A 20166-nucleotide genomic window follows, 5' to 3' on the forward strand; every position below is an offset into this window, starting at 1 on the left:
TCCTGTCTTTTTGTTTATTTTAACGTTTTCCTTTATCGTAAGGTTCCCCAGCTGCCTTTGGTCCGACAATATTACGACTAAATACAACTAAAGCGACTAATGTCATCACATATGGTAACGCGTTATAAAACTCCATCGGAATTTCAAATGATTTTAACGTATCATTAATTAAAGCTAATTGCCCTAATGTTTTCATAAATCCAAAGAAGAACGAAGCGAATAATACGGTCCATGGATTCCATTTACCAAAAATTAAAGCTGCTAATGCTAAGAATCCAAGCCCTGCAACCGATCCGTTAAATTCTCCAGATGTGGTAACAATAATTAAAGCGCCTCCGATTCCCGATAGGAATCCAGATGCTAACACACCAAAATAACGCATTTTATAAACATTAATCCCCATTGAATCAGCTGCTTGTGGATGTTCTCCACACGCGCGCAGACGTAATCCAAAAGATGTTTTAAAGACAATATACCAAGTTAAAACCACTAATCCTAATACAATAAAAGTGGTTAAATACATCTTGCTAAAGAATAAAGGTCCAATAATAGGAATATCCGATAAGATTGGGGCATCAAAACGTGAGACACCTTTGAGGATACTAATATTTTGAGATCCTGTTAAAGTACGTGCTAAGAAAATAGTTAGCGCGGGTGCTAATAAGTTAATAGCAGTTCCTGAAATAACTTGATCGGCCTTAAGATTAATACTCGCATACGCATGTAATAAAGAGAATAAACATCCCGCTACTCCACCAAGTAAAATTCCAATCCAAATCGTTGAATCACTACCCTGATAAGCTTGATTGATATAAAATGCAGTCGTGAAAGCCCCAATGACCATTAAACCTTCTAATCCAATATTAACGACTCCACTGCGTTCACTAAATAATCCACCTAATGCTGTGACTAACATCGGTGCTGTAAACGCAAGAGCATACGGCATCATTGCCACAATAAATTCCCACATTATTTAACACCTCCATCTTTTCTCTTCGGTGCTACTTTTTTAAAGAAACTTTGAATTAATAAAGCAATCGCTGAGAAGTAAATAATTGTTGAAATAATAATATCAATTAACTCTTTTGGGACAGCTGTCATTGCTTGCATGAATTCTCCTCCTACCTTCATAAATCCAAATAAGAAAGCAGATAAGAAGACACCAATTGGTGTATTTAATCCAAGTAACGCAACGGCAATTCCATCAAATCCTTGCGTTGGTAAAACACCAATTTTAACATGATTCGTATAACCAACATAATAGGTCGCTCCTGCAAGACCTGCTAAACATCCGGCAATAATCATTGAAAGAATGATATTACGTTTAACTTTCATCCCTGCGTAATGTGCCGCATCTGGATTAAATCCAACAGCCTTTAATTCATATCCAAACGTCGTTTTATCTAAAATTAACCAAACAACAAGGCAAGCCAAAATCGCTAAAATAAATCCAATATTGATCGATGAACCATCAAAAAGTGATGTCATCCAAGCCGTTTTTAATGATGCTGTCTCACTAATGGTTGCAGATTCTGTGCTATATTTTCCTGGAATAAATGTCGTTACGCCATATTGAACCATCCAAAGTGCAATATAATTCATCATAATTGATGTCACAACTTCGTGAATTTTAAATTTTGCTTTTAATAAACCTGGGATAATCGCCCAAACTCCACCTGCTAACATCGCGACTAACACCACCACTGGTAGATGAATAAAACGAGGTAAATCAAGGATAATCCCACAGTAAACCGCTGCAAAACCACCGACTAACATTTGACCTGAAACCCCAATATTAAATAATCCAGTTCTAAAGGCAAATGCCACTGATAATCCCGTTAAAACTAATGGTGTCATCTGCAATAAAGTATTTCCAAACTGTTTTAAGTTTCCACTCATGATGCCTTTAAATCCACCTTGGAATAAATACGAAAATCCTTCTGCTGGGTTATACCCTAAACATAATAAAACAATAAATCCAATGATGAAGCCAAGAATAACAGAAGCAAAAGGTGCCAATTTTTTTTGAACATTGTCATCCGCTAGACTAAAATTAATCTTTTTCATTATTCCTCACCTCTTTGTTTACCTGCACCGGCCATTAATAATCCAATTTCTTTTTCATTTGTGTTGGCTGTTTCTAAAATCGCAACAATTTCACCTTCATAAATAACAGCGACGCGATCTGAAACATTTAAAATTTCATCAAGTTCTAACGAGATAAGTAAAACGCCACGTCCTTTGTCACGTTCTGCAATTAATTCTCGATGAACATATTCAATAGCTCCTACATCGAGACCACGAGTCGGTTGTGCTGCGATTAACAACTTCGGTGAACGAACTACTTCACGTGCAATAATTGCCTTTTGTTGATTCCCACCTGACATACTACGTGTAATAGTGGTGCTACCCTGTCCACTGCGAACATCGAATCGTTCAATTAACTGCTCTGACTGTTCACGAATAGCTTGTCGGTTTAGGAAGCCACCTTTACTAAATGAGGGCTGATAATAGGTTTGTAAAATAAAGTTATCTTCTAATGAATAATCTAAAACTAATCCATGCTTATGACGATCCTCTGGGATGTGCCCAATTCCTGCCTCAGTACGTTTTCGAACTGGTAATTTACTAATATCATTTCCAGCTAATTTCACTATTCCTGAATCAGCAGGTTTTAATCCTGTAATAGCTTCGATTAATTCACTTTGACCATTTCCTTCAATTCCAGCAACACCTAAAATTTCACCTTCATGGACCGTCAAAGATAAATTTTTAAGTGCTGAAACGCCACGATTGTTTTTAACCGTTAGATTTTCAACTTGTAAAACAGGGGCTCCAACTTTAGCCGCGTCTTTATCTAGTTTAAACGTTACTTGACGCCCAACCATTAAATCAGCCAATTCTTGCTCTGAAGTATCAGCCACTACGACTGTTCCAATCCCTTTTCCTTTTCGGATAATGGTACAATGCTTCGCCACTGCTTTAATTTCTTTCAATTTATGTGTAATCACAATAATAGATTTACCTTCAGCGGTTAACTGACGCATAATTTCCATTAAATGTTCAATTTCTTGTGGTGTTAAAACAGCTGTTGGCTCATCAAAAATTAAAATTTCAGCATTTCGATATAACATTTTTAAAATTTCAACACGTTGTTGCATTCCAACTGAAATATCTTCAATTTTAGCATATGGGTCAACATGTAAGTTATAACGTTCTGATAATTCAGCTACACGTTTAGCTGCCTTTTTGATATTGATACGCCCACCAAATAGCTTCGGTTCATTACCTAGAACGATATTTTCGGTAACCGTAAAATTATGAACTAACTTAAAATGCTGATGGACCATCCCAATTCCTAACTCAGTTGCGACATTTGGGTCTGTAATCTTAACTTCTTTTCCGCGAACTTTAATACATCCTTCTTCTGGCTTATATAGTCCAAATAGAACACTCATCAGTGTTGATTTACCAGCGCCATTTTCTCCTAAAAGGGCATGAATTTCTCCTGGTTCAACTTGCAGTGTAATATTATCATTGGCTTTAATCCCTGGAAATTCTTTTGTGATGTTCAACATTTCAATCACGTATTCCATGATTTAACCCCTTTCTTTTTTATGATAACGTATCCAATGTCGGTGATAATGAACTCCATGGTATACTCTCTTACTTAGTATGTGTTAAATCCTATTCTTATTATTTACTTTAAAAAAAGTACGCCTGTGAACAGGCGTACTTCGTTTAACAAACAATCAATAGTATTTAAATGAATTATTTAAAGTTAATATTGCTTGCGTCATATCCTAATTCTGCTAACATTAATTCTAATTCTTCTGCAGAAGTTGGAGCAACTACTGTACCTGCTTTGATAGCTTCGAATACTTCATTTGTTTTGGTAGTTGTATCTTCTGTTAAGTTTGGATTCACTTCAGGTAATCCAATTCCATTTGTTTTAGCATCCATTGTGATGACTTGCCCACCTGGGAAGTTTCCATTTACAAATGTATCAATGTTTTCATAAGCTGCATTATCAATACGTTTGATGGCAGAAGTTAAGATAACAGATTTACCATTTGACATGACACCTTCTTCATATTGGTCTACGTCAACTCCAATCACATAAACTTCCTCACCGGCTTCTGCACGAGTTTTAGCTTCATTGATAACACCATTTCCAACTCCACCAGCTGCTACGAACACAATATCGATTCCTTTATCGTACATTCCACCAGCTTGCGCTTGTCCACCTTGAACATCAGTGAATGTTCCATTGTATAAATAATCAGCTACTTCAACTTCTAATCCATAAGTAGCATTCGCGTAAGCAACACCTGCTACATATCCGAATCCGAATTTTTCAACAGCAGGAATTTTCATTCCTCCAATGAATCCAACTTTTCCTGTTTGTGTTTGTAAAGCGGCTGCAACACCTGCTAAGAATCCAGCTTCTTGCTCAGCAAAGTAAATCGCAACTGTATTTTCAGCCATCTCAGCCGGTTGTCCATCTAAAATGATGAATTTTGTATCTGGGTTTGCAACTTGTAATTCGTTGATTGCTTCTTCAAATTTGAATCCAGGAGCAACAATAATTTGATTTCCTGACATGATTAAATTATCTGCTGCACTTAAGTAGTCTTCTTTCGCTTCCCCACCTGGTTGAACATATTTCACTTCAACACCTGTGTGATCAGCTGCATATTGTTGGATTCCAGCCCAAGTTCCTTGGTTAAATGATTTGTCATCAATGGTTCCTGAGTCTGTCATCATCCCAACTTTTACAGTCGTTTGATTTCCAGTTTGAGGTGTTTCAGTTTTTGCTTCTTCTGCTCCTCCACAAGCAGTTAGTCCAACTGTAGCACACATTGCAACAGCAAACATAGAAAGTAATTTTTTCATTTGTATGGCCTCCTCATATTTTATACATCTTAAGTTTAACAGAAAAGCTATTTAATGTAAATATTTTGTCGCTTTTTGTTAAGTATAAATTGTATTAAAAGACCAAATATTACTTTTCTTTTTTAAAACTACGATTAAGTTTTAAGTTGATTGCATTGAATATGTTTTTAAAATGATTCCTCCCAATCTAAAAATAGGCGCCTAACATAAAAGCTTTTAAAGAAGGAATAATCTTTCTTTAAAAGCTTTTATAAATGATCTAATTATAATTTATTAGGCTAGCATCATATTGATACTCAGCTAAAAAGGCTGTTAATTCTTCAGCTGTCTTAGGAACACTTAACTGATCATTTTTCATCAAGTTAAGTGCTGCTTCTATTTTTTCTAATGTCTCAGTTGTTAAATTAGGATTTTCTAAAGGAATCCCAACTCCATTTGCTTTTGCATCCATAATGATCACCTCTCCACCACGAAATTCACTTTGAGCAATATCATCCAATGCATCATAAGCCGCATTATCAATTCGCTTAATCGCAGAAGTTAGGATAACTGATTGGTCATCTCCTAATTTTCCCTCCTCATATTGATCAATATCAACCCCAATTACATACACCTCTTCCTGATTCTCAGTACGTGCTTTGGCCTCATTAATCACACCATTTCCAACGGCAGCTGCCGCTGAGAAGATAATATCCACCCCTTTATCGTACATGCCTCCGGCCATCATTTGCCCACCTTGTACATCATAAAAGGTCCCTTGAAATTGATAATCAGTCACTATCGTCTTCGTTCCATACAATTGATTAGCATAAGCAACACCCGCTACATAGCCTCTTCCAAATTTTTCAACAGCTGGTATTTTCATTCCACCTATAAAAGCAACTTTTTCTGTTTTAGATTGAAGAGCTGCCGCCATTCCAACTAAAAATCCAGCTTCATTTTCTGCAAAATAGATAGACATTGTATTAGGACTTTCTACAGATGGTTGCCCATCTAATAAAACAAATTTAACTTCTGGATTTTCTTGTTGTAATTTCGTAATCGCCTCTTCAAATTTAAATCCTGGTGCAATGACAATGTTACTACCTGCCATGATTAAATTATCACCTGATGTGACATAATCTTCCGTTGTTTCGCCTGACGGTTGAACAAACTGTGCCTTTACACCTTCATGATCCTCAACGTAACGTTGGATTCCTTCCCACGTTCCTTGATTAAACGACTTATCATCGATGCTTCCCGAGTCAATCAACATTCCAATTTTTAACGCTTCTTCACTCTTTGATGAATTGTTACAAGCGACTAATACAAAGCTAAGTATTAAAAAAAATAGAATGCTTATACTATTTTTTTTCATAGTTGAACCTCCTTTTATGACATTTTTTTATCTTCTTTTATTATTCATCAAATTCACTGACTTATTACTTATTTTCCACAAACATCAAAAAAAGAGGGGATATCAATCTTCCTCTTTTTTTAAATTATTGAGTTAAATCAGTTGAAACGACAATTTCTCCCGAGATAATTTTTTCCTGATAGTCCTGAACGATACTAACAGTATTCCCTTCTAACTGCTCATTTTCTAAGGTCACCCTAACGCCCCCGTTTTCAAGCCCTAAAATGAGCTGATTTCCAAGCGTAAATTCTTGTGTTAACCACCCATTTAAAAGATTAGAAACTGCGACGTCAACATTTTTCAAAACGGATGTTAATACCACTGAGTTTCCATTTGAAAGACGACCTTCTTCTAATAAATCGATGACTGAATTTATCACCCATACAGGACGATGATTTTGTGTATACTGTTTCGCCACTTCAATGACATCATGTTGTAAAGAACCTACCCTCTCGAATACAATATCATGATGATCATCATACAAGCTTTTAACGACCTGCTTTAAATCAACTGTTGAAATTGATTTTAAAATATATTTTTCTGTTACTTCAATATCAGAACGAACGGCTTTAGCACCTGCTATAAATCCACAACCATATTTGTTCTCTACTGATGAATCATCTGCATAGCCTAAATAAGCAATCTTATTGGTATTCGTTTGTAAAGCAGCTATGACTCCTGCTAAAAAGGCTGCAGATTCTTCATGAAATTTAACTCCAAATACATTTGATGACTTCGTGTAATAGTCAAAGGTTAAAAAAACAATATCCGGATAATTATTGATGATGGTTTCAAGTTCTTTCTCATATGTTGAATTCGGTATTAAAATCAATTGCGCCCCACTTGCAATTAATTGATTCACCGTATTTAAATAACTATTTGCATTATTTTCTTTGGGTGTTTCCACTTCAAATTTAATTTCAGGATATTCCCTATTCAATTCCTTACTTATCTTTTGAAGTAATTCACGATTTAAATCTTGATGGGGATCATCTACTAAGCCAACTTTCAATTTCGTCGCCACTTCAACCACTTGGCGTGTCATAGGTTGTTGATCCTCTTGTTCTTCGCTAACCGTCTCAATTGAAATAGGCTGTAGTAATTTAATACTGCTCGTCTCCTCTTCACCTGTTTGAAATGTACCTAGACTCTGATTGAATGGTTGACATCCCGTACAAAGCAAAAGACTCATTGCAAAGGTTGCAATCGCCACTCGCTTTTGATTAAGCCCCATTTATAAAACCCCTTTCATCAGCACTCTTTTATTTTATCACATCTCTTATGTCTAATTAAATCATATTTTGTATCATATGCTTTCCCCTGACATAAAAATGTCAACTCGGCGCTTTTACGATGAAACTATTTCAAATTCGACATTAATTCTTGACACTGCCCCTCTGACATCAAGACCTCACGTGGCTTACTTCCTTCACTTGGACCAATTAATCCTGCCGATTCTAAATCATCCACAATTCTAGCTGCACGATTATATCCAATACGGAAACGTCTTTGTAAGAGCGAAGCTGAAACTTTTTTACTTTCAATAATATAAGATAACACTTCTCTCATCAGTGGATCTTCCATCGTATTGCTTTCACTTTGCCCTTGTTCTAAATTTTCTAAGAAATCTTGTTTAATCTCCTCATGTTGGACTTGATTCTTAATAAACTCTACAATTCGAACAACTTCTTCATCCGAAATAAACGCACCTTGCACACGCGTTGGATTTGAAGCTCCCATTGGTAAAAATAACATATCCCCTTTTCCGAGTAACTTCTCCGCTCCTGGCATATCAATAATCGTACGTGAATCGACAGCCGATGAAACACCGAACGCAATACGAGATGGGATATTCGCCTTAATAACTCCGGTAATGACATCTACTGAAGGTCGTTGTGTTGCGATAATCAAATGAATTCCAGCAGCACGTGCCATTTGAGTTAATCGCATAATACACTCCTCTACTTCTTTTGACGCAACCATCATTAAATCCGCTAACTCGTCAATAATTACCACAACAAATGGTAAAACCGTCTTTTTAATTTCATTCATCTCATTTTGATGACGAACATAATCATTATAACCTTCAATATTACGAGTTCCACTCTCACTGAACAATTCATAGCGATATTCCATTTCCGTCACCACTTTTTTTAACGCAAGAGACGCAAGGCGTGGATCCGTCACAACTGGTGCTAATAAATGTGGAACCCCATTGTAACCATTTAACTCTACCTTTTTCGGGTCAATCATTAACATCTTCACTTCATTCGGAGTCGCACGCATTAAGATACTACAAATAATTGTATTAATACAAACTGACTTTCCTGAACCTGTTGCGCCTGCTACAAGTAAGTGAGGCATTTTATTTAATGGTGAATACACTGTTTTTCCCGAGATATCTCGTCCGAGAACCATTAAAAGTTTTTCTGATTGCTGTTTTTGCGGAACTTCCTTTACAATCTCCTTAAATGTCACTAGCGTTTGTTTAGGATTTGGAACTTCAATCCCAATAGCAGACTTTCCTGGAATAGGAGCCTCGATTCGAATCCCTTTCGCCGCAAGTGCTAAGGCGATATCATCGGTTAAGCCAATAATTTTACTAACTTTTACACCGACATTTGGTAAAATTTCAAATCGTGTGACAGCAGGTCCGATATGAACTTCTTGAACTTTTGCCTTCACATCAAAATTCTTAAATGTGTCTTCAAGTTTTCTGGCTTGTGCTTTTGCACTAACCAGCATCCGTTGCGAATTATTAGTTTGTTGATAATCTACAAGCAAATCTAATGGAGGTAGGGTGTAATTCTCATCACTCATAAACGTTTCAATCGTTGAATGAGGTTCTACTTTTTCCTGTTTTATTTTTTCAGCAAAATCACTAATTTTAAACTCGAGTTCTTCCTCCCCTTCCTCTTGCAATTCAACCTCTTGATCAAACGTTGTAATGGTTACCTCATCATTCTCAAAATCAAAAATAGGAGTGGTTGTGTCGATCATCGCATTCAACTCTTCTGCCTCTTCTTCTATCTCTTCCTGATCGGATCTCTTTTTCACCTTAGGTTTAGTTGCTTTTTTTACTTTTTTCATTCTTTTTTCTCGATACTCAAGTCTAGATAGTTTGATTCCTTCATATACATCTTTAAATGTTAAATTAAAGACGAGTAATGTTCCATAACAAAGAATAACTAAAGATAAAATATATAATCCAATTGCTGTCATTAATGGAACGAAAATCCCATAAATTACAGATCCAATGAATCCGCCACCTACTGTAAAGGTCGTATTTAAGACATCATTATTCCAATAATAATTAACCATCCCGGAAAGCAACGGTGTATTGTGTGCATTAAATTCACGATAAACCGGGAGATGACTAAATGAAATAAAAGCAATAAACATTAAATAGTAACCAATTTGACGCGTCGTAAAAAACGTCGGAACTTTTCGACTAAAAATCATTTTACCACCATTGATAATCATCGCCAGAGCCACTACCCAAAAAAACTCACCAAAAACAAATAAGAAAATTCGCTTCAAAAAAGTTCCGATAATTCCAAGTTGACCTAGAGTTAAAATAGATAATAAGATTAAGCCAATTCCAATTAACTCAATATATAAATCCGTAACAAACGTTTGTTTTTTTTGTTTCACTTTCTTTTTTTGTGCCATAATAATCCCTCTATTACTTCATAATCGTACTTTACTTATTATCTCATAAAATCCCTAATTTTCCATTAATATCTGACGTTCTTTTTTTAGAAATCTTGAACTAAGTCAAAAACAGCTGCCGTTTGGCAGCTGTTCAATTGGATTATAAATTAAATTCTTCTACAATTGGAATAATAATGGGTTTACGTTTTGTCTTGTTAAACAATAACTTCCCAATTTTATCACGTAATTCTTGACGTAATCCTTGCCAGTTTACATATTGTTCTGTCACAAATTGACCAATAATATTTCGAACCAACTCATCAAGTGCCGCATATAACTCTTCATTACCTTTTTCGTAAACAAATCCTTTACTCACAATTTGTGGTCCTGCGACAATTTCTTTTGTATTTTTATTTAAATTAGCAATCACCACAATAATTCCATCATTGGCCATTAATTGACGATCACGTAAGACCACACTTCCGATATCACCCACGCCCAATCCATCAACTAATACTTGATCAATTTGAATATGTTCCGTATGATTAACTAATTCACCTTGTTGAAATTCAACCACATCACCATTATCTAACAAAATAACATTTTCTGTATTATATCCCATTTTCTCAGCAATTTTAGCATGAGCGACTAAATTACGATATTCTCCAATAACAGGCATAATGTATTGTGGTTTTAATAAGTTCATCATTAATTTCAAATCTTCACTACTTGCGTGAGAAGAAGGTAATAAATTTTTATTAATCGCAACCACACTTGCCCCTGTACGGTATAATAAATCTAGTGTGCGAGCTGCTTTAATTTCATTTCCTGGAATAGGAGCAGTTGCCACAATAACCGTATCACTTTTTTCAATATGAATTAAACGATCCTGATGTTTTGCCATGCGAATCAAGGCATTAAATGGTTCGTAGCGATTTCCAGTTGCTAAAACAACAAGATTAGACAGATTATTATCATTTTTTTCATCGATATACAGTAAATTCATGAGCGCAGATTTCGGAATTCGCAAATAACCAAGTTTAACCGAAATATCAACAATACGTTGCATCTTACGTCCAATAATGGCAATCTTACGTCCATTTTGAATCGCTAAATCAATCACTAATTGAATACGATGTAAATCCGATGAATAAAGCGAACAAATAATGCGCCCCTCAGCACGTGAAAAAGCTTCTTCTAATTCATAAGTTAAAGAACTGCCTGTACTTGTATGCCCTGATTTTTCGGCATTGATACTCTCCGATAATAAACAAAGAACACCTTCCTTTGAAATTTCAGAAATACGTGCATAATTAGTTTGATAACGCCCCTTAGCACTTTGATCGAATGTAAAATCAGACGTATATACAATCACTCCATCTGTTGTATGAATACAAATCGCAACAGAATCTGGAATGCTGTGAGTTGTTTTGAAGAATGTGACTTTTATATCTCCAAAAAATAGCTCGTTATTTTCTCGAATTTTATATAATTTATAGTTTTTAAAATCAAGTCCATTTTCACTAAGTGAATCTTCTACTAATGCCATCGTTAAGCGTGTCCCATAAATTGGAACATTAATCAAACTCAATAATTGAGGTAAGGCCCCGATGTGATCTTCATGCCCATGTGATAAGAAAATCCCTTGTACACGTGACACATTCTCTTTTAAATAAGTAAAATCTGGAATTACCGCATCAACACCCAGCAAATCTTCAGTTGGATATTTCAACCCTGCATCTAAAACAAATATTTTATCATTTACTTCTACCACATATAAATTTTTTCCGTTTTCATCTAATCCGCCTAATGCAAATACTTTGATTTTTTGTTCAACTACTGATGACACATTTTTATCGCTATCAAAACTGCTATCACTTGATAACAGGTTACATTTTTGACAACGATTCACCTCCTTTATATCTTGAATTAACGTTAAAGCATTTCGTTGTAACGGACGTTTTTTTGCTTTTAACTTTTAAATAAATGGTTTTAAATCACAATCCTGTCCTCTTCTCATGGGACTTCAAATGTACAATTCCTTCTAAAGTACGTTTACTTATTTTGAAGATGCTTAATGTTATTTTTGAATTACTTTCCTAAACGTCAATATCAATAGGTTTTGTTCTCAATCTTAAATTAGTTCTATTTCTTCGAACAATATCCTACCCTCAAAATTAAAATAAATAAAAATGATTCATAAAAATTAAAAAACATGGCATCCCATCAATAAACTTAAAATTTGAGAAAAAGACCTAATCCTTATTACTCTTTACATTCTTGTAAGATAATAAGTCTGTCAAATTCTCTCAATTATCATTTAAAAGAAACTGCGTAATCTCTATATTCATTATAGTACACAACGCAAGATAATGACAAGTATATCCTTCTTTTTTATTTAACATTCGCTTTTTTCCTCTTTAAAATACGAAAAAACGTCTGTCACACTTCAAACAGACGTTTTGATTCTTATTCATCTACCAAATCTTTGATTTCATTAAATAAATCTAATGCCTCAAACTGATCCATCTCTACAAGGGGTAAACGAAGTGATCCGACATCCATTCCCATTTGATTTAAAATCGCTTTGATTGGAATCGGATTCGTGGTACTAAACAATCCTTTATAAAGTGGCATTAATTTATTTTGTAAAGCTTCCGCCTCTTCTAATTTTCCTTCTTTAAATAATTTATAGATTTGATTCATTTGTAACCCTGCTACATGTGAAGCAACTGAAACAACCCCAGCTCCTCCAAGTTTTAATGCTTCTAAATAATTAGAATCGTCGCCACTATATAAGGCAAAATCGGAAGGCATTACTTCTTTAAGTTGTTTTAATAATGTTAAGTCACCGCTTGAATCTTTAATTCCGACAACATTTTTAAGTTGTGCTAACTCCAAAATGGTTTCTAAATCTAAACTAACCCCCGTACGCGATGGAATATTGTATAAAATAATAGGTAAATCTGTTGAATTTGCCACTTCTTTATAATGCGTTAATAAGCCAATTTTATTTGGTTTATTATAATATGGAGTAACCACCAAAACACCATCAGCACCAATTTCTTCTGCTAATTTAACATTATGAATCGTTGTTTTCGTATTATTAGTTCCAACACCACAAATAATAGGGACACTTCCGCCTGCAAAATCAACTGCTGTTTCCCAAATACGCAAACGTTCAATTGCTGTTAATGTTGGGGCTTCCCCTGTTGTCCCTGTAATGACTAGACTGGTTGATCCGTGTTTTAATAAATGAATAATCAGTTTTCTTAAGCTACCAACATTGAGCTGATTATATTCATCAAAAGGTGTAACCATTGCCGTAATAACCGGACCAAAACTATTCATTCTTCTCACATCCTTCTCATTAAGTTAAGTTACAGTGCAAGAAATTAAGAGTATCCTCAAGTTTCATTGCACTCACATAGTATGTTTCTTCTTTAGGCGAACGTTGTTGATTAATCAAACTGACTCGCACATAATTTTCCTCTTTTTGATAACTAATTTTATTTTCTGTTAAGTAGTCTTCTACGACTTTCTCATCTTGACTGGAAGCATACCAATAAAGTCCGTGTTTAGTAAGTGGCTGACAATTAATAGGAGTGGTCACCCCTACTAATTCATAGCGAGTATAACCCGTTTTATAAGCTAGACTAATACTACTAATTTCCTCTTCTACGACATAAGTTCCAATATGATCGGCTGTTGTTGATCGAAGTCGAAGTTTAACATGATTTTGTTTAGCAAGTTCAACTGCCTTTAAATGAATAACCTTAGCACCTCTAGCCGCTAATGCAATTAAGTTATCATAACTTATTTTCTCTAATACCCTTGCATTTTTAACTAATTTTGGATCAGCAGTCATAACACCTTCAACATCTGAATAAATATCAACATAAACGGCATGGAGGGCTGCTCCGAGTGCAACGGCTGACGTATCACTTCCACCTCGACCAAGCGTTGTGATTTCATTTTCTGATGTGGTTCCGACAAATCCTGGTACAACCACTACTTGATACTCTTTTAATTGACTTAACAAATAATCCGTTTCAACCTTTTCAATATTTGCATTACTAAAATTTCGGTCTGTTTTAATTCCAACCTCATTTGGTGCTAAGGCACAAGCCTTCAAGCCTTCTTGTTGTAAAAAATCAGACATCACAATACTTGAAATTACTTCACCACAAGAGATAAGACGATCACTTTCCTTTTTACTTAGATGATAAGCAACGAGTGATTTTAACGTATCTGTCGCGTAGGGGGCTCCAACTCGCCCCATAGCTGACACGACAACAACTACTCTATATCCAGCATTTACTTCCCGTCTAATATGTTTAAATGCCTCATATCTTGTTTTTTCATCACAAACTGAAGTTCCACCAAACTTTAAAACCACGATATCCATTTCAATCACCTAACAATCCATGACGATGCATATAATAAGCAATTTGAACACTATTTAGAGCTGCTCCTTTTAGAATGTTATCCGCAACAATCCAAAGATGAATCACATCGTCTTCAAATAAATCCTTCCGTATTCTTCCTACATAAACATCATCGTGATGCGCTAAATAATAAGCCATCGGATATTTTTGAGATTCAATCTCATCATAAAGGACGACATCCGATGAGTTTTTGAATAAATCCATAATTTCTTGGCGATTTTGAACGGGACCTTTTAGCTTCACAGTCGCACAAACACTATGTCCATATCGCACGGGAACCCTAGCACACGTTGCATTGACCTTAAGACTTGAATCGCTTAAAATTTTTCGTGTTTCATTAATCATCTTAATTTCTTCTTTGGTGTATCCATTCTCCATAAACACATCAATCTGGGGAATAACATTGTGTGCCATTTGATAATGAACTTTATCTGATCGGGTCGGTAAAATTTGTGGAACATAATCATCTTGTTCCAACTCTTGATTATATTCATATAACGCTTTGGCTCCCGCACCTGAAATCGCCTGATAAGTTGCTACATTGACCGATTCAATGCCGTAAACATCCATTAAAGGTTTTAAAGCAACCACTAATTGAATCGTTGAACAATTTGGATTAGCAATTAACTTCATTTCATGAGTTAAAACGTCTGCATTTACCTCGGGAACCACGAGTGGAATATCTTGATGCATTCTAAATGCACTTGTATTATCAATGACGACAGCACCTTTAGAAACCGCAATCGGTGCAAATTTTTCTGACACACTTCCTCCAGCACTAAAAAAAGCAAGATCGATTCCATCGAAAGAATTTTCCGTCAATTCTTCAATGATGAGGGGTTGCCCTTTAAATACCATGCTTTTCCCAGCCGAACGGCTTGATGCCAATAACTTTAATGAAGTCACCGGAATAGGATAACGTTCTAATGTTTCAACCATACTTTTTCCAACTTCACCACTTGCCCCTACAATCGCAACCGAATATCCGTATCGGTTCATTCTTTATCTCCCCTTTTTATCAGCAGTCGCAATATAATTGGTTAAAAAGCGGAAAAGATAATAAGCTGCTGTTTTAGGAGCAACAATACTTGGAAGCGATCCAGCCAATTCTGCCTGTATTCCGATTTGTTTTGCATAATCAAAGTCGACTCCACCTGGTTTACTACTTACATCAATAATATAGCAATCTTTTGGAACATAATTTAAAGCTTCTTCATCTAACACCATAGCTGGAACAGTATTTACAATCACATCATAATGTTGCAAATCTTCAACCATTAAATCAATATGAATAGGCGTTAATCCCATTTCAAACAATCTCGCCTCGTCTTTTTTCTTTCTAAAGGTCACGGTGACATGCGCACCTAACGCTTTCAAATCTCTGGCAATGGTTTGACCTGTTCTACCTGCCCCAATCACTAATATTTCAGCTTGATGAATCGTTATTTCTGTGTTTTTAATAATATTAAAAATAACGCCTTCTGCTGTTGGAATAGAATTATAAATAGCCACTTCATCATAGTCAAAAATTACTTCACATTTTCTAGGGACAACTTGAAGCAATTCAACTAATTTCGGGTATTTAATTGGGGTTAAAATGGTACAATCTTCGGGTAAACTCAAGAGCACTTCTTCACTTAATCGCAAATTGGTATTTGCAATTTTCCCACTTGCACTAATTCCTCCAAACGGCAAAATAAAATAACGAGTTTGCTTTAAAATATTAAAATCAAAACTCAATGATTCCGGATGATACTCAACTAAATCAAGTCCACTTTCTCGAATAAAACCAGTTAAGTAATTCATTCGCTTATCATTATTAATAATTAAAATCATTATCTATCACCTACCTCAAGTTTTCTTACGTTGTATTTTATGACTTTTAACCCCTAGTGGTGACAGTAATCGAGGTTCTTCTCTACTTATTGCTTTCAAAGAAAAAGAGCCTAATTTTAAAAATTAGACTCTTTTTTTCACCTTTTATTTTGTACATTCTGGACGAGTTCCCGCTACCATTTCATCAACTGTTTTAAATTGATACCCTTTTTCTTTTAACTGATTAATCATTGGCTCTAAAGCAATGACCGTTTCAGGTTTAGGATGCATTAAGATTAAGGTCCCAGGTTCAACCTTACTCATCACACGATTAATCATTTGATCAGCACTTCCTCCCATCCAATCAATGGTATCTGCTGTCCAAAGAATAGTATACATCGATTGATCCGCTGCAGCCTTTAGGGTTCGATCATTAAACTCACCACCAGGAGGGGCAAAGTAAACAATTGGTTCATTGATAATTGATGATAACACGTCATTCGTTTTTGTGATTTCTTCTACATATTGCTCATATGTATATCCTCCCCATTTTGAGGGATGAGAATACGAATGATTTCCAATTAAATGTCCATCTGTATATAATTTAGAAACCTGATTTTTATGTTTTTCAGCATAACGACCTTCAACAAAGAAGTTTGCTTTTACCCCTAGTCGATCCAAAATCGTAATCATTTTATCTAGTTCCTCTTCACCCCAAGCTACATTTATTAATAAAGAAACATAATTCCCTTCTTCGTTTCCTTTGTAAATGGGTTCATTTCTAAAATCTTCTGGACTATTTTGATAAGGGATACTTTTACACATTAGTAAAGATTCATCAAAACTTCCATTTAATAACATATTATTATAAGATAATTCATAATCTATCTCTGCTCCCATCAATCCCGGAACAAATTTAAACACAGAATCTTTTCGTGGTTCAATCGGATCTTGACGGTGATTTTGCATGTAATCCATCAATTGAATGGAAATTTCATCATTCATATTGGCAACGGGGGATGATTTTTGAAAAAAATTCAAACTAATCACAATGCTAACATACCCTACGATGGCGAGTAAGGTTACGATATTTTGTTTCATTTTCTGACACCTCTAATTTTATGACAAGTATTTAACATAAATCTTTTACATTTTACCCAAAATAAAGTTAACCTATACTCAAATTATTTTTTCACATTCTTAAAAATACCTTAAAAAATAAAAAAAGTCCTATTGTATCCCCTACAATAGGACTTTTTGATTAAGCTTGCTCTGCCGCTTGTTCTTTCATTGCCTCTTTACGTGATAAGTTAACACGACCACGCTCATCCACTTCTGTTACTTTAACTAAGATTTCATCACCAATAGCTACAACATCTTCTGTTTTAGCAACACGTTCTTCAGCCAATTGAGAGATATGAACTAATCCATCTTGTCCTGGGAAAATTTCAACAAAGGCACCGAATTTTTCGATTCGTACCACCTTACCTAAATAAATTTTACCGACTTCAACTTCACGAACAATATCTTCAATCATTGCAACGGCTTGATTAATGTTTTGTGAGTTGTCATGTAAGATGTAAACTGTTCCATCTTGCTCAATATCAATTTTAACACCTGTTTTATCAATAATTTCATTGATTTGTTTTCCACCAGGGCCGATGACATCGCGGATTTTATCAACTTTAATTGTAATGACTTTAATTTTTGGTGCAAATGCAGATAGTTCTTCACGCGTTTCAGAAATAGTCCCTAACATATGGTTAAGAATTTGCATACGTCCAACTTTTGCCTGTTGTAAGGCTTCTTCTAAAATTTGACGATTTAACCCTTCAATTTTAATATCCATTTGAAGAGCTGTTACCCCTTTAGCTGTTCCAGCCACTTTAAAGTCCATATCTCCTAAATGATCTTCCATTCCTTGAATATCAGTTAAAACGGTGTAATTTTCACCTTTTTTAACTAATCCCATCGCAATCCCAGCAACTGGTGCTTTAATCGGAACTCCAGCTGCCATTAAGGCCATTGTGGAAGCACAAATTGAAGCTTGTGATGTCGATCCATTTGATTCTAAGACTTCTGATACTAAACGAACTGTATATGGGAAGTCTTTTTCAGAAGGCATGACTTGTTTTAATGCGCGCTCTCCTAAGGCACCATGTCCAATCTCTCGACGACCTGGTGCCCCGTAACGCCCTGTCTCTCCTACAGAGAATGGAGGGAAATTATAATGGTGCATAAAACGTTTTGTTTCTTCTACTTCTAATCCATCTAACATTTGATGCTCATTTAAGGCACCTAATGTACAAACTGATAAAGCTTGCGTTTGTCCACGTGTAAACAACGCTGATCCATGTGTACGTGGTAATAAATCAACACGTGAAGATAATGGACGAATTTCATCAATCTTACGACCATCTGGACGTACTTTTTCATCAGTAATTAAGCGACGGACTTCTTCTTTTACAATTTTATTTAAAACTTCTTTTACTTGCTTTAATTCTTTGTCACTTGCTTCTTCTGATTCGAATACGTCTAAAACACGTGCATTAACGGCGTCAATTGCTTCTTGGCGCGCATGTTTTTCAACGACTTGAATCGCGGCTAGCATGTCTGCTTCTGCCATTTCACGAACACGTGCATTAATCGTCGCATCCACTTCATATAGGTTTAAATCCATTTTCGGTTGTCCAATTTCAGCCACAATTTGCTCTTGGAAAGCAACAATTTGTTTAATCATCTCATGACCAAACATAATCGCCTCTAACATATCTTCTTCTGGAACTTCTTTTGCTCCAGCTTCAACCATGTTGATCGCATCTTTTGTTCCAGCAACCGTTAAATCAATATCTGACTTCTCTAATTCCTCTACGGTTGGATTAATAATAAATTTTCCATCTACTCGACCTACAACAACTCCCGCAATCGGTCCTTCAAATGGAATATCTGAAATTGATAAAGATAATGATGATCCAATCATCGCTGCAATGGCAGGCGAATTATCGTGATCAACACTCATTACATAGTTAATCACTTGGACATCGTTACGGAATCCATCTGGGAATAAAGGACGAATTGGACGGTCAATTAAACGTCCTGATAAAACAGCATGCTCACTTGGGCGTCCTTCACGTTTAATAAACCCACCTGGTACTTTTCCAACAGCATAAAGACGCTCTTCATATCCAATTGTTAATGGGAAAAAATCTATATCTTTAGGTTCTTTTGAAGCAACACAAGTTGATAAGACAACTGTGTCACCATAGCGTACTAAAACCGAAGCATTCGCTTGCTTTGCCAATTCCCCAATTTCAAATGAAAGGGGACGACCAGCCAGTTCAAACGAATAAACGTGTTTCTCTGACATATTATATTACTCCTTCATATTCTACATTTATATTTATTCTTTTCTATCATACCATAAGCAAATAATTTTACGAAATAATTTTTTTCATAATCATCCCTAATTTGCCAAGTTCGTCTTTTTTTTGTTTTAAAAGTGTTTTATTCTGCCTTTTTACTTCAATCTAGACAATTTTATTATTCTCAACTGCTTATTAAATTATCACGAGTTATGACATACGGTGATCATAAAAAAAAGAACCTTCTACCGAAGGTTCCTCTTTTATTATCGACGTAATCCTAAACGCTCGATTAATGAAGCGTAACGGTTGATGTCTTTGTTACGTAAGTAAGTTAATAAGTTACGACGTTTACCAACCATACGTAATAATCCACGACGTGAATGGTGGTCATGTTTGTGCTCTTTTAAGTGTCCGTTTAAACGGTTGATTTCAGCCGTTAAAACTGCGATTTGTACTTCTGGAGAACCTGTATCTCCTTCGTGTACTGCATAAGCTTTGATGATTTCTTGTTTTTCTGTTTTAGAAATAGCCATTACTATTACCTCCTAATATTTTTTCATACGCCTTATACCAAGCAAATCGCTGGAGGAGC

At 35.4% G+C, this 20166-nt stretch carries 15 protein-coding genes; all 15 read right to left on the reverse strand.

Annotation, left to right across the window (positions count from 1 at the left end):
* Positions 1-19: 19 nt before the first annotated feature.
* The 15 genes from HMPREF9402_RS13360 to rpsO all read right to left on the reverse strand — a co-directional run bounded on the left by HMPREF9402_RS13360 (position 20) and on the right by rpsO (position 20107).
* Entirely contained in the window at positions 20-970 is a 951-nt protein-coding gene (locus HMPREF9402_RS13360) for an ABC transporter permease (RefSeq protein WP_006783338.1), read from the reverse strand.
* A complete protein-coding gene (locus HMPREF9402_RS13365) occupies positions 970-2067 on the reverse strand; it encodes an ABC transporter permease (protein ID WP_006783337.1) in 1098 nt (365 codons plus the stop codon). Before HMPREF9402_RS13365 ends, HMPREF9402_RS13360 begins: the two co-directional genes overlap by 1 nt.
* Positions 2067-3596 (reverse strand): ABC transporter ATP-binding protein, encoded by a 1530-nt coding sequence (locus HMPREF9402_RS13370; protein WP_006783336.1) that lies wholly within the window; start codon positions 3594-3596, stop codon positions 2067-2069. Before HMPREF9402_RS13370 ends, HMPREF9402_RS13365 begins: the two co-directional genes overlap by 1 nt.
* A 175-nt stretch (positions 3597-3771) precedes the next feature.
* Positions 3772-4896 carry a BMP family lipoprotein gene (locus HMPREF9402_RS13375; RefSeq protein ID WP_009607673.1) on the reverse strand — a complete coding sequence of 375 codons (1125 nt, stop codon included), beginning with the start codon at positions 4894-4896 and terminating at the stop codon, positions 3772-3774.
* Positions 4897-5155: 259 nt separating this feature from the next.
* Positions 5156-6253: a BMP family lipoprotein gene (locus tag HMPREF9402_RS13380; protein WP_006783334.1), complete on the reverse strand. Its 1098-nt coding sequence runs from the start codon at positions 6251-6253 to the stop codon at positions 5156-5158.
* A gap of 124 nt (positions 6254-6377) precedes the next feature.
* The gene (locus HMPREF9402_RS13385; protein ID WP_006783333.1) at positions 6378-7526 is read right to left on the reverse strand and encodes a BMP family lipoprotein; all 1149 of its coding nucleotides are present in this window, start codon (positions 7524-7526) and stop codon (positions 6378-6380) included.
* Between the two features lie 125 nt (positions 7527-7651).
* Positions 7652-9964 carry an FtsK/SpoIIIE family DNA translocase gene (locus tag HMPREF9402_RS13390; RefSeq protein ID WP_009607665.1) on the reverse strand — a complete coding sequence of 771 codons (2313 nt, stop codon included), beginning with the start codon at positions 9962-9964 and terminating at the stop codon, positions 7652-7654.
* A gap of 142 nt (positions 9965-10106) precedes the next feature.
* The gene (locus tag HMPREF9402_RS13395) at positions 10107-11858 is read right to left on the reverse strand and encodes a ribonuclease J (protein WP_006783331.1); all 1752 of its coding nucleotides are present in this window, start codon (positions 11856-11858) and stop codon (positions 10107-10109) included.
* Positions 11859-12415: 557 nt separating this feature from the next.
* A complete protein-coding gene (dapA, locus tag HMPREF9402_RS13400) occupies positions 12416-13297 on the reverse strand; it encodes a 4-hydroxy-tetrahydrodipicolinate synthase (protein ID WP_009607663.1) in 882 nt (293 codons plus the stop codon).
* A gap of 19 nt (positions 13298-13316) precedes the next feature.
* Positions 13317-14354: an aspartate kinase gene (locus HMPREF9402_RS13405; protein ID WP_009607676.1), complete on the reverse strand. Its 1038-nt coding sequence runs from the start codon at positions 14352-14354 to the stop codon at positions 13317-13319.
* A 1-nt stretch (position 14355) separates the two neighbouring features.
* Positions 14356-15393, reverse strand: coding sequence for an aspartate-semialdehyde dehydrogenase (locus HMPREF9402_RS13410; protein ID WP_006783328.1), 1038 nt, complete (start codon positions 15391-15393; stop codon positions 14356-14358).
* A 3-nt stretch (positions 15394-15396) separates the two neighbouring features.
* Entirely contained in the window at positions 15397-16230 is an 834-nt protein-coding gene (locus HMPREF9402_RS13415; RefSeq protein ID WP_006783327.1) for an NAD(P)-dependent oxidoreductase, read from the reverse strand.
* 144 nt (positions 16231-16374) lie between these two features.
* Complete coding sequence (locus HMPREF9402_RS13420; protein ID WP_009607678.1) at positions 16375-17310, reverse strand: polysaccharide deacetylase family protein; 936 nt, start codon at positions 17308-17310, stop codon at positions 16375-16377.
* Between the two features lie 160 nt (positions 17311-17470).
* Positions 17471-19576 carry a polyribonucleotide nucleotidyltransferase gene (pnp, locus tag HMPREF9402_RS13425; RefSeq protein WP_006783325.1) on the reverse strand — a complete coding sequence of 702 codons (2106 nt, stop codon included), beginning with the start codon at positions 19574-19576 and terminating at the stop codon, positions 17471-17473.
* A gap of 261 nt (positions 19577-19837) precedes the next feature.
* Positions 19838-20107 carry a 30S ribosomal protein S15 gene (gene rpsO / locus HMPREF9402_RS13430; protein ID WP_006783324.1) on the reverse strand — a complete coding sequence of 90 codons (270 nt, stop codon included), beginning with the start codon at positions 20105-20107 and terminating at the stop codon, positions 19838-19840.
* Positions 20108-20166 lie beyond the last annotated feature (59 nt).

The sequence above is a fragment of the Turicibacter sp. HGF1 genome (genome assembly GCF_000191865.1).
Taxonomy (GTDB): domain Bacteria; phylum Bacillota_I; class Bacilli_A; order MOL361; family Turicibacteraceae; genus Turicibacter; species Turicibacter sanguinis.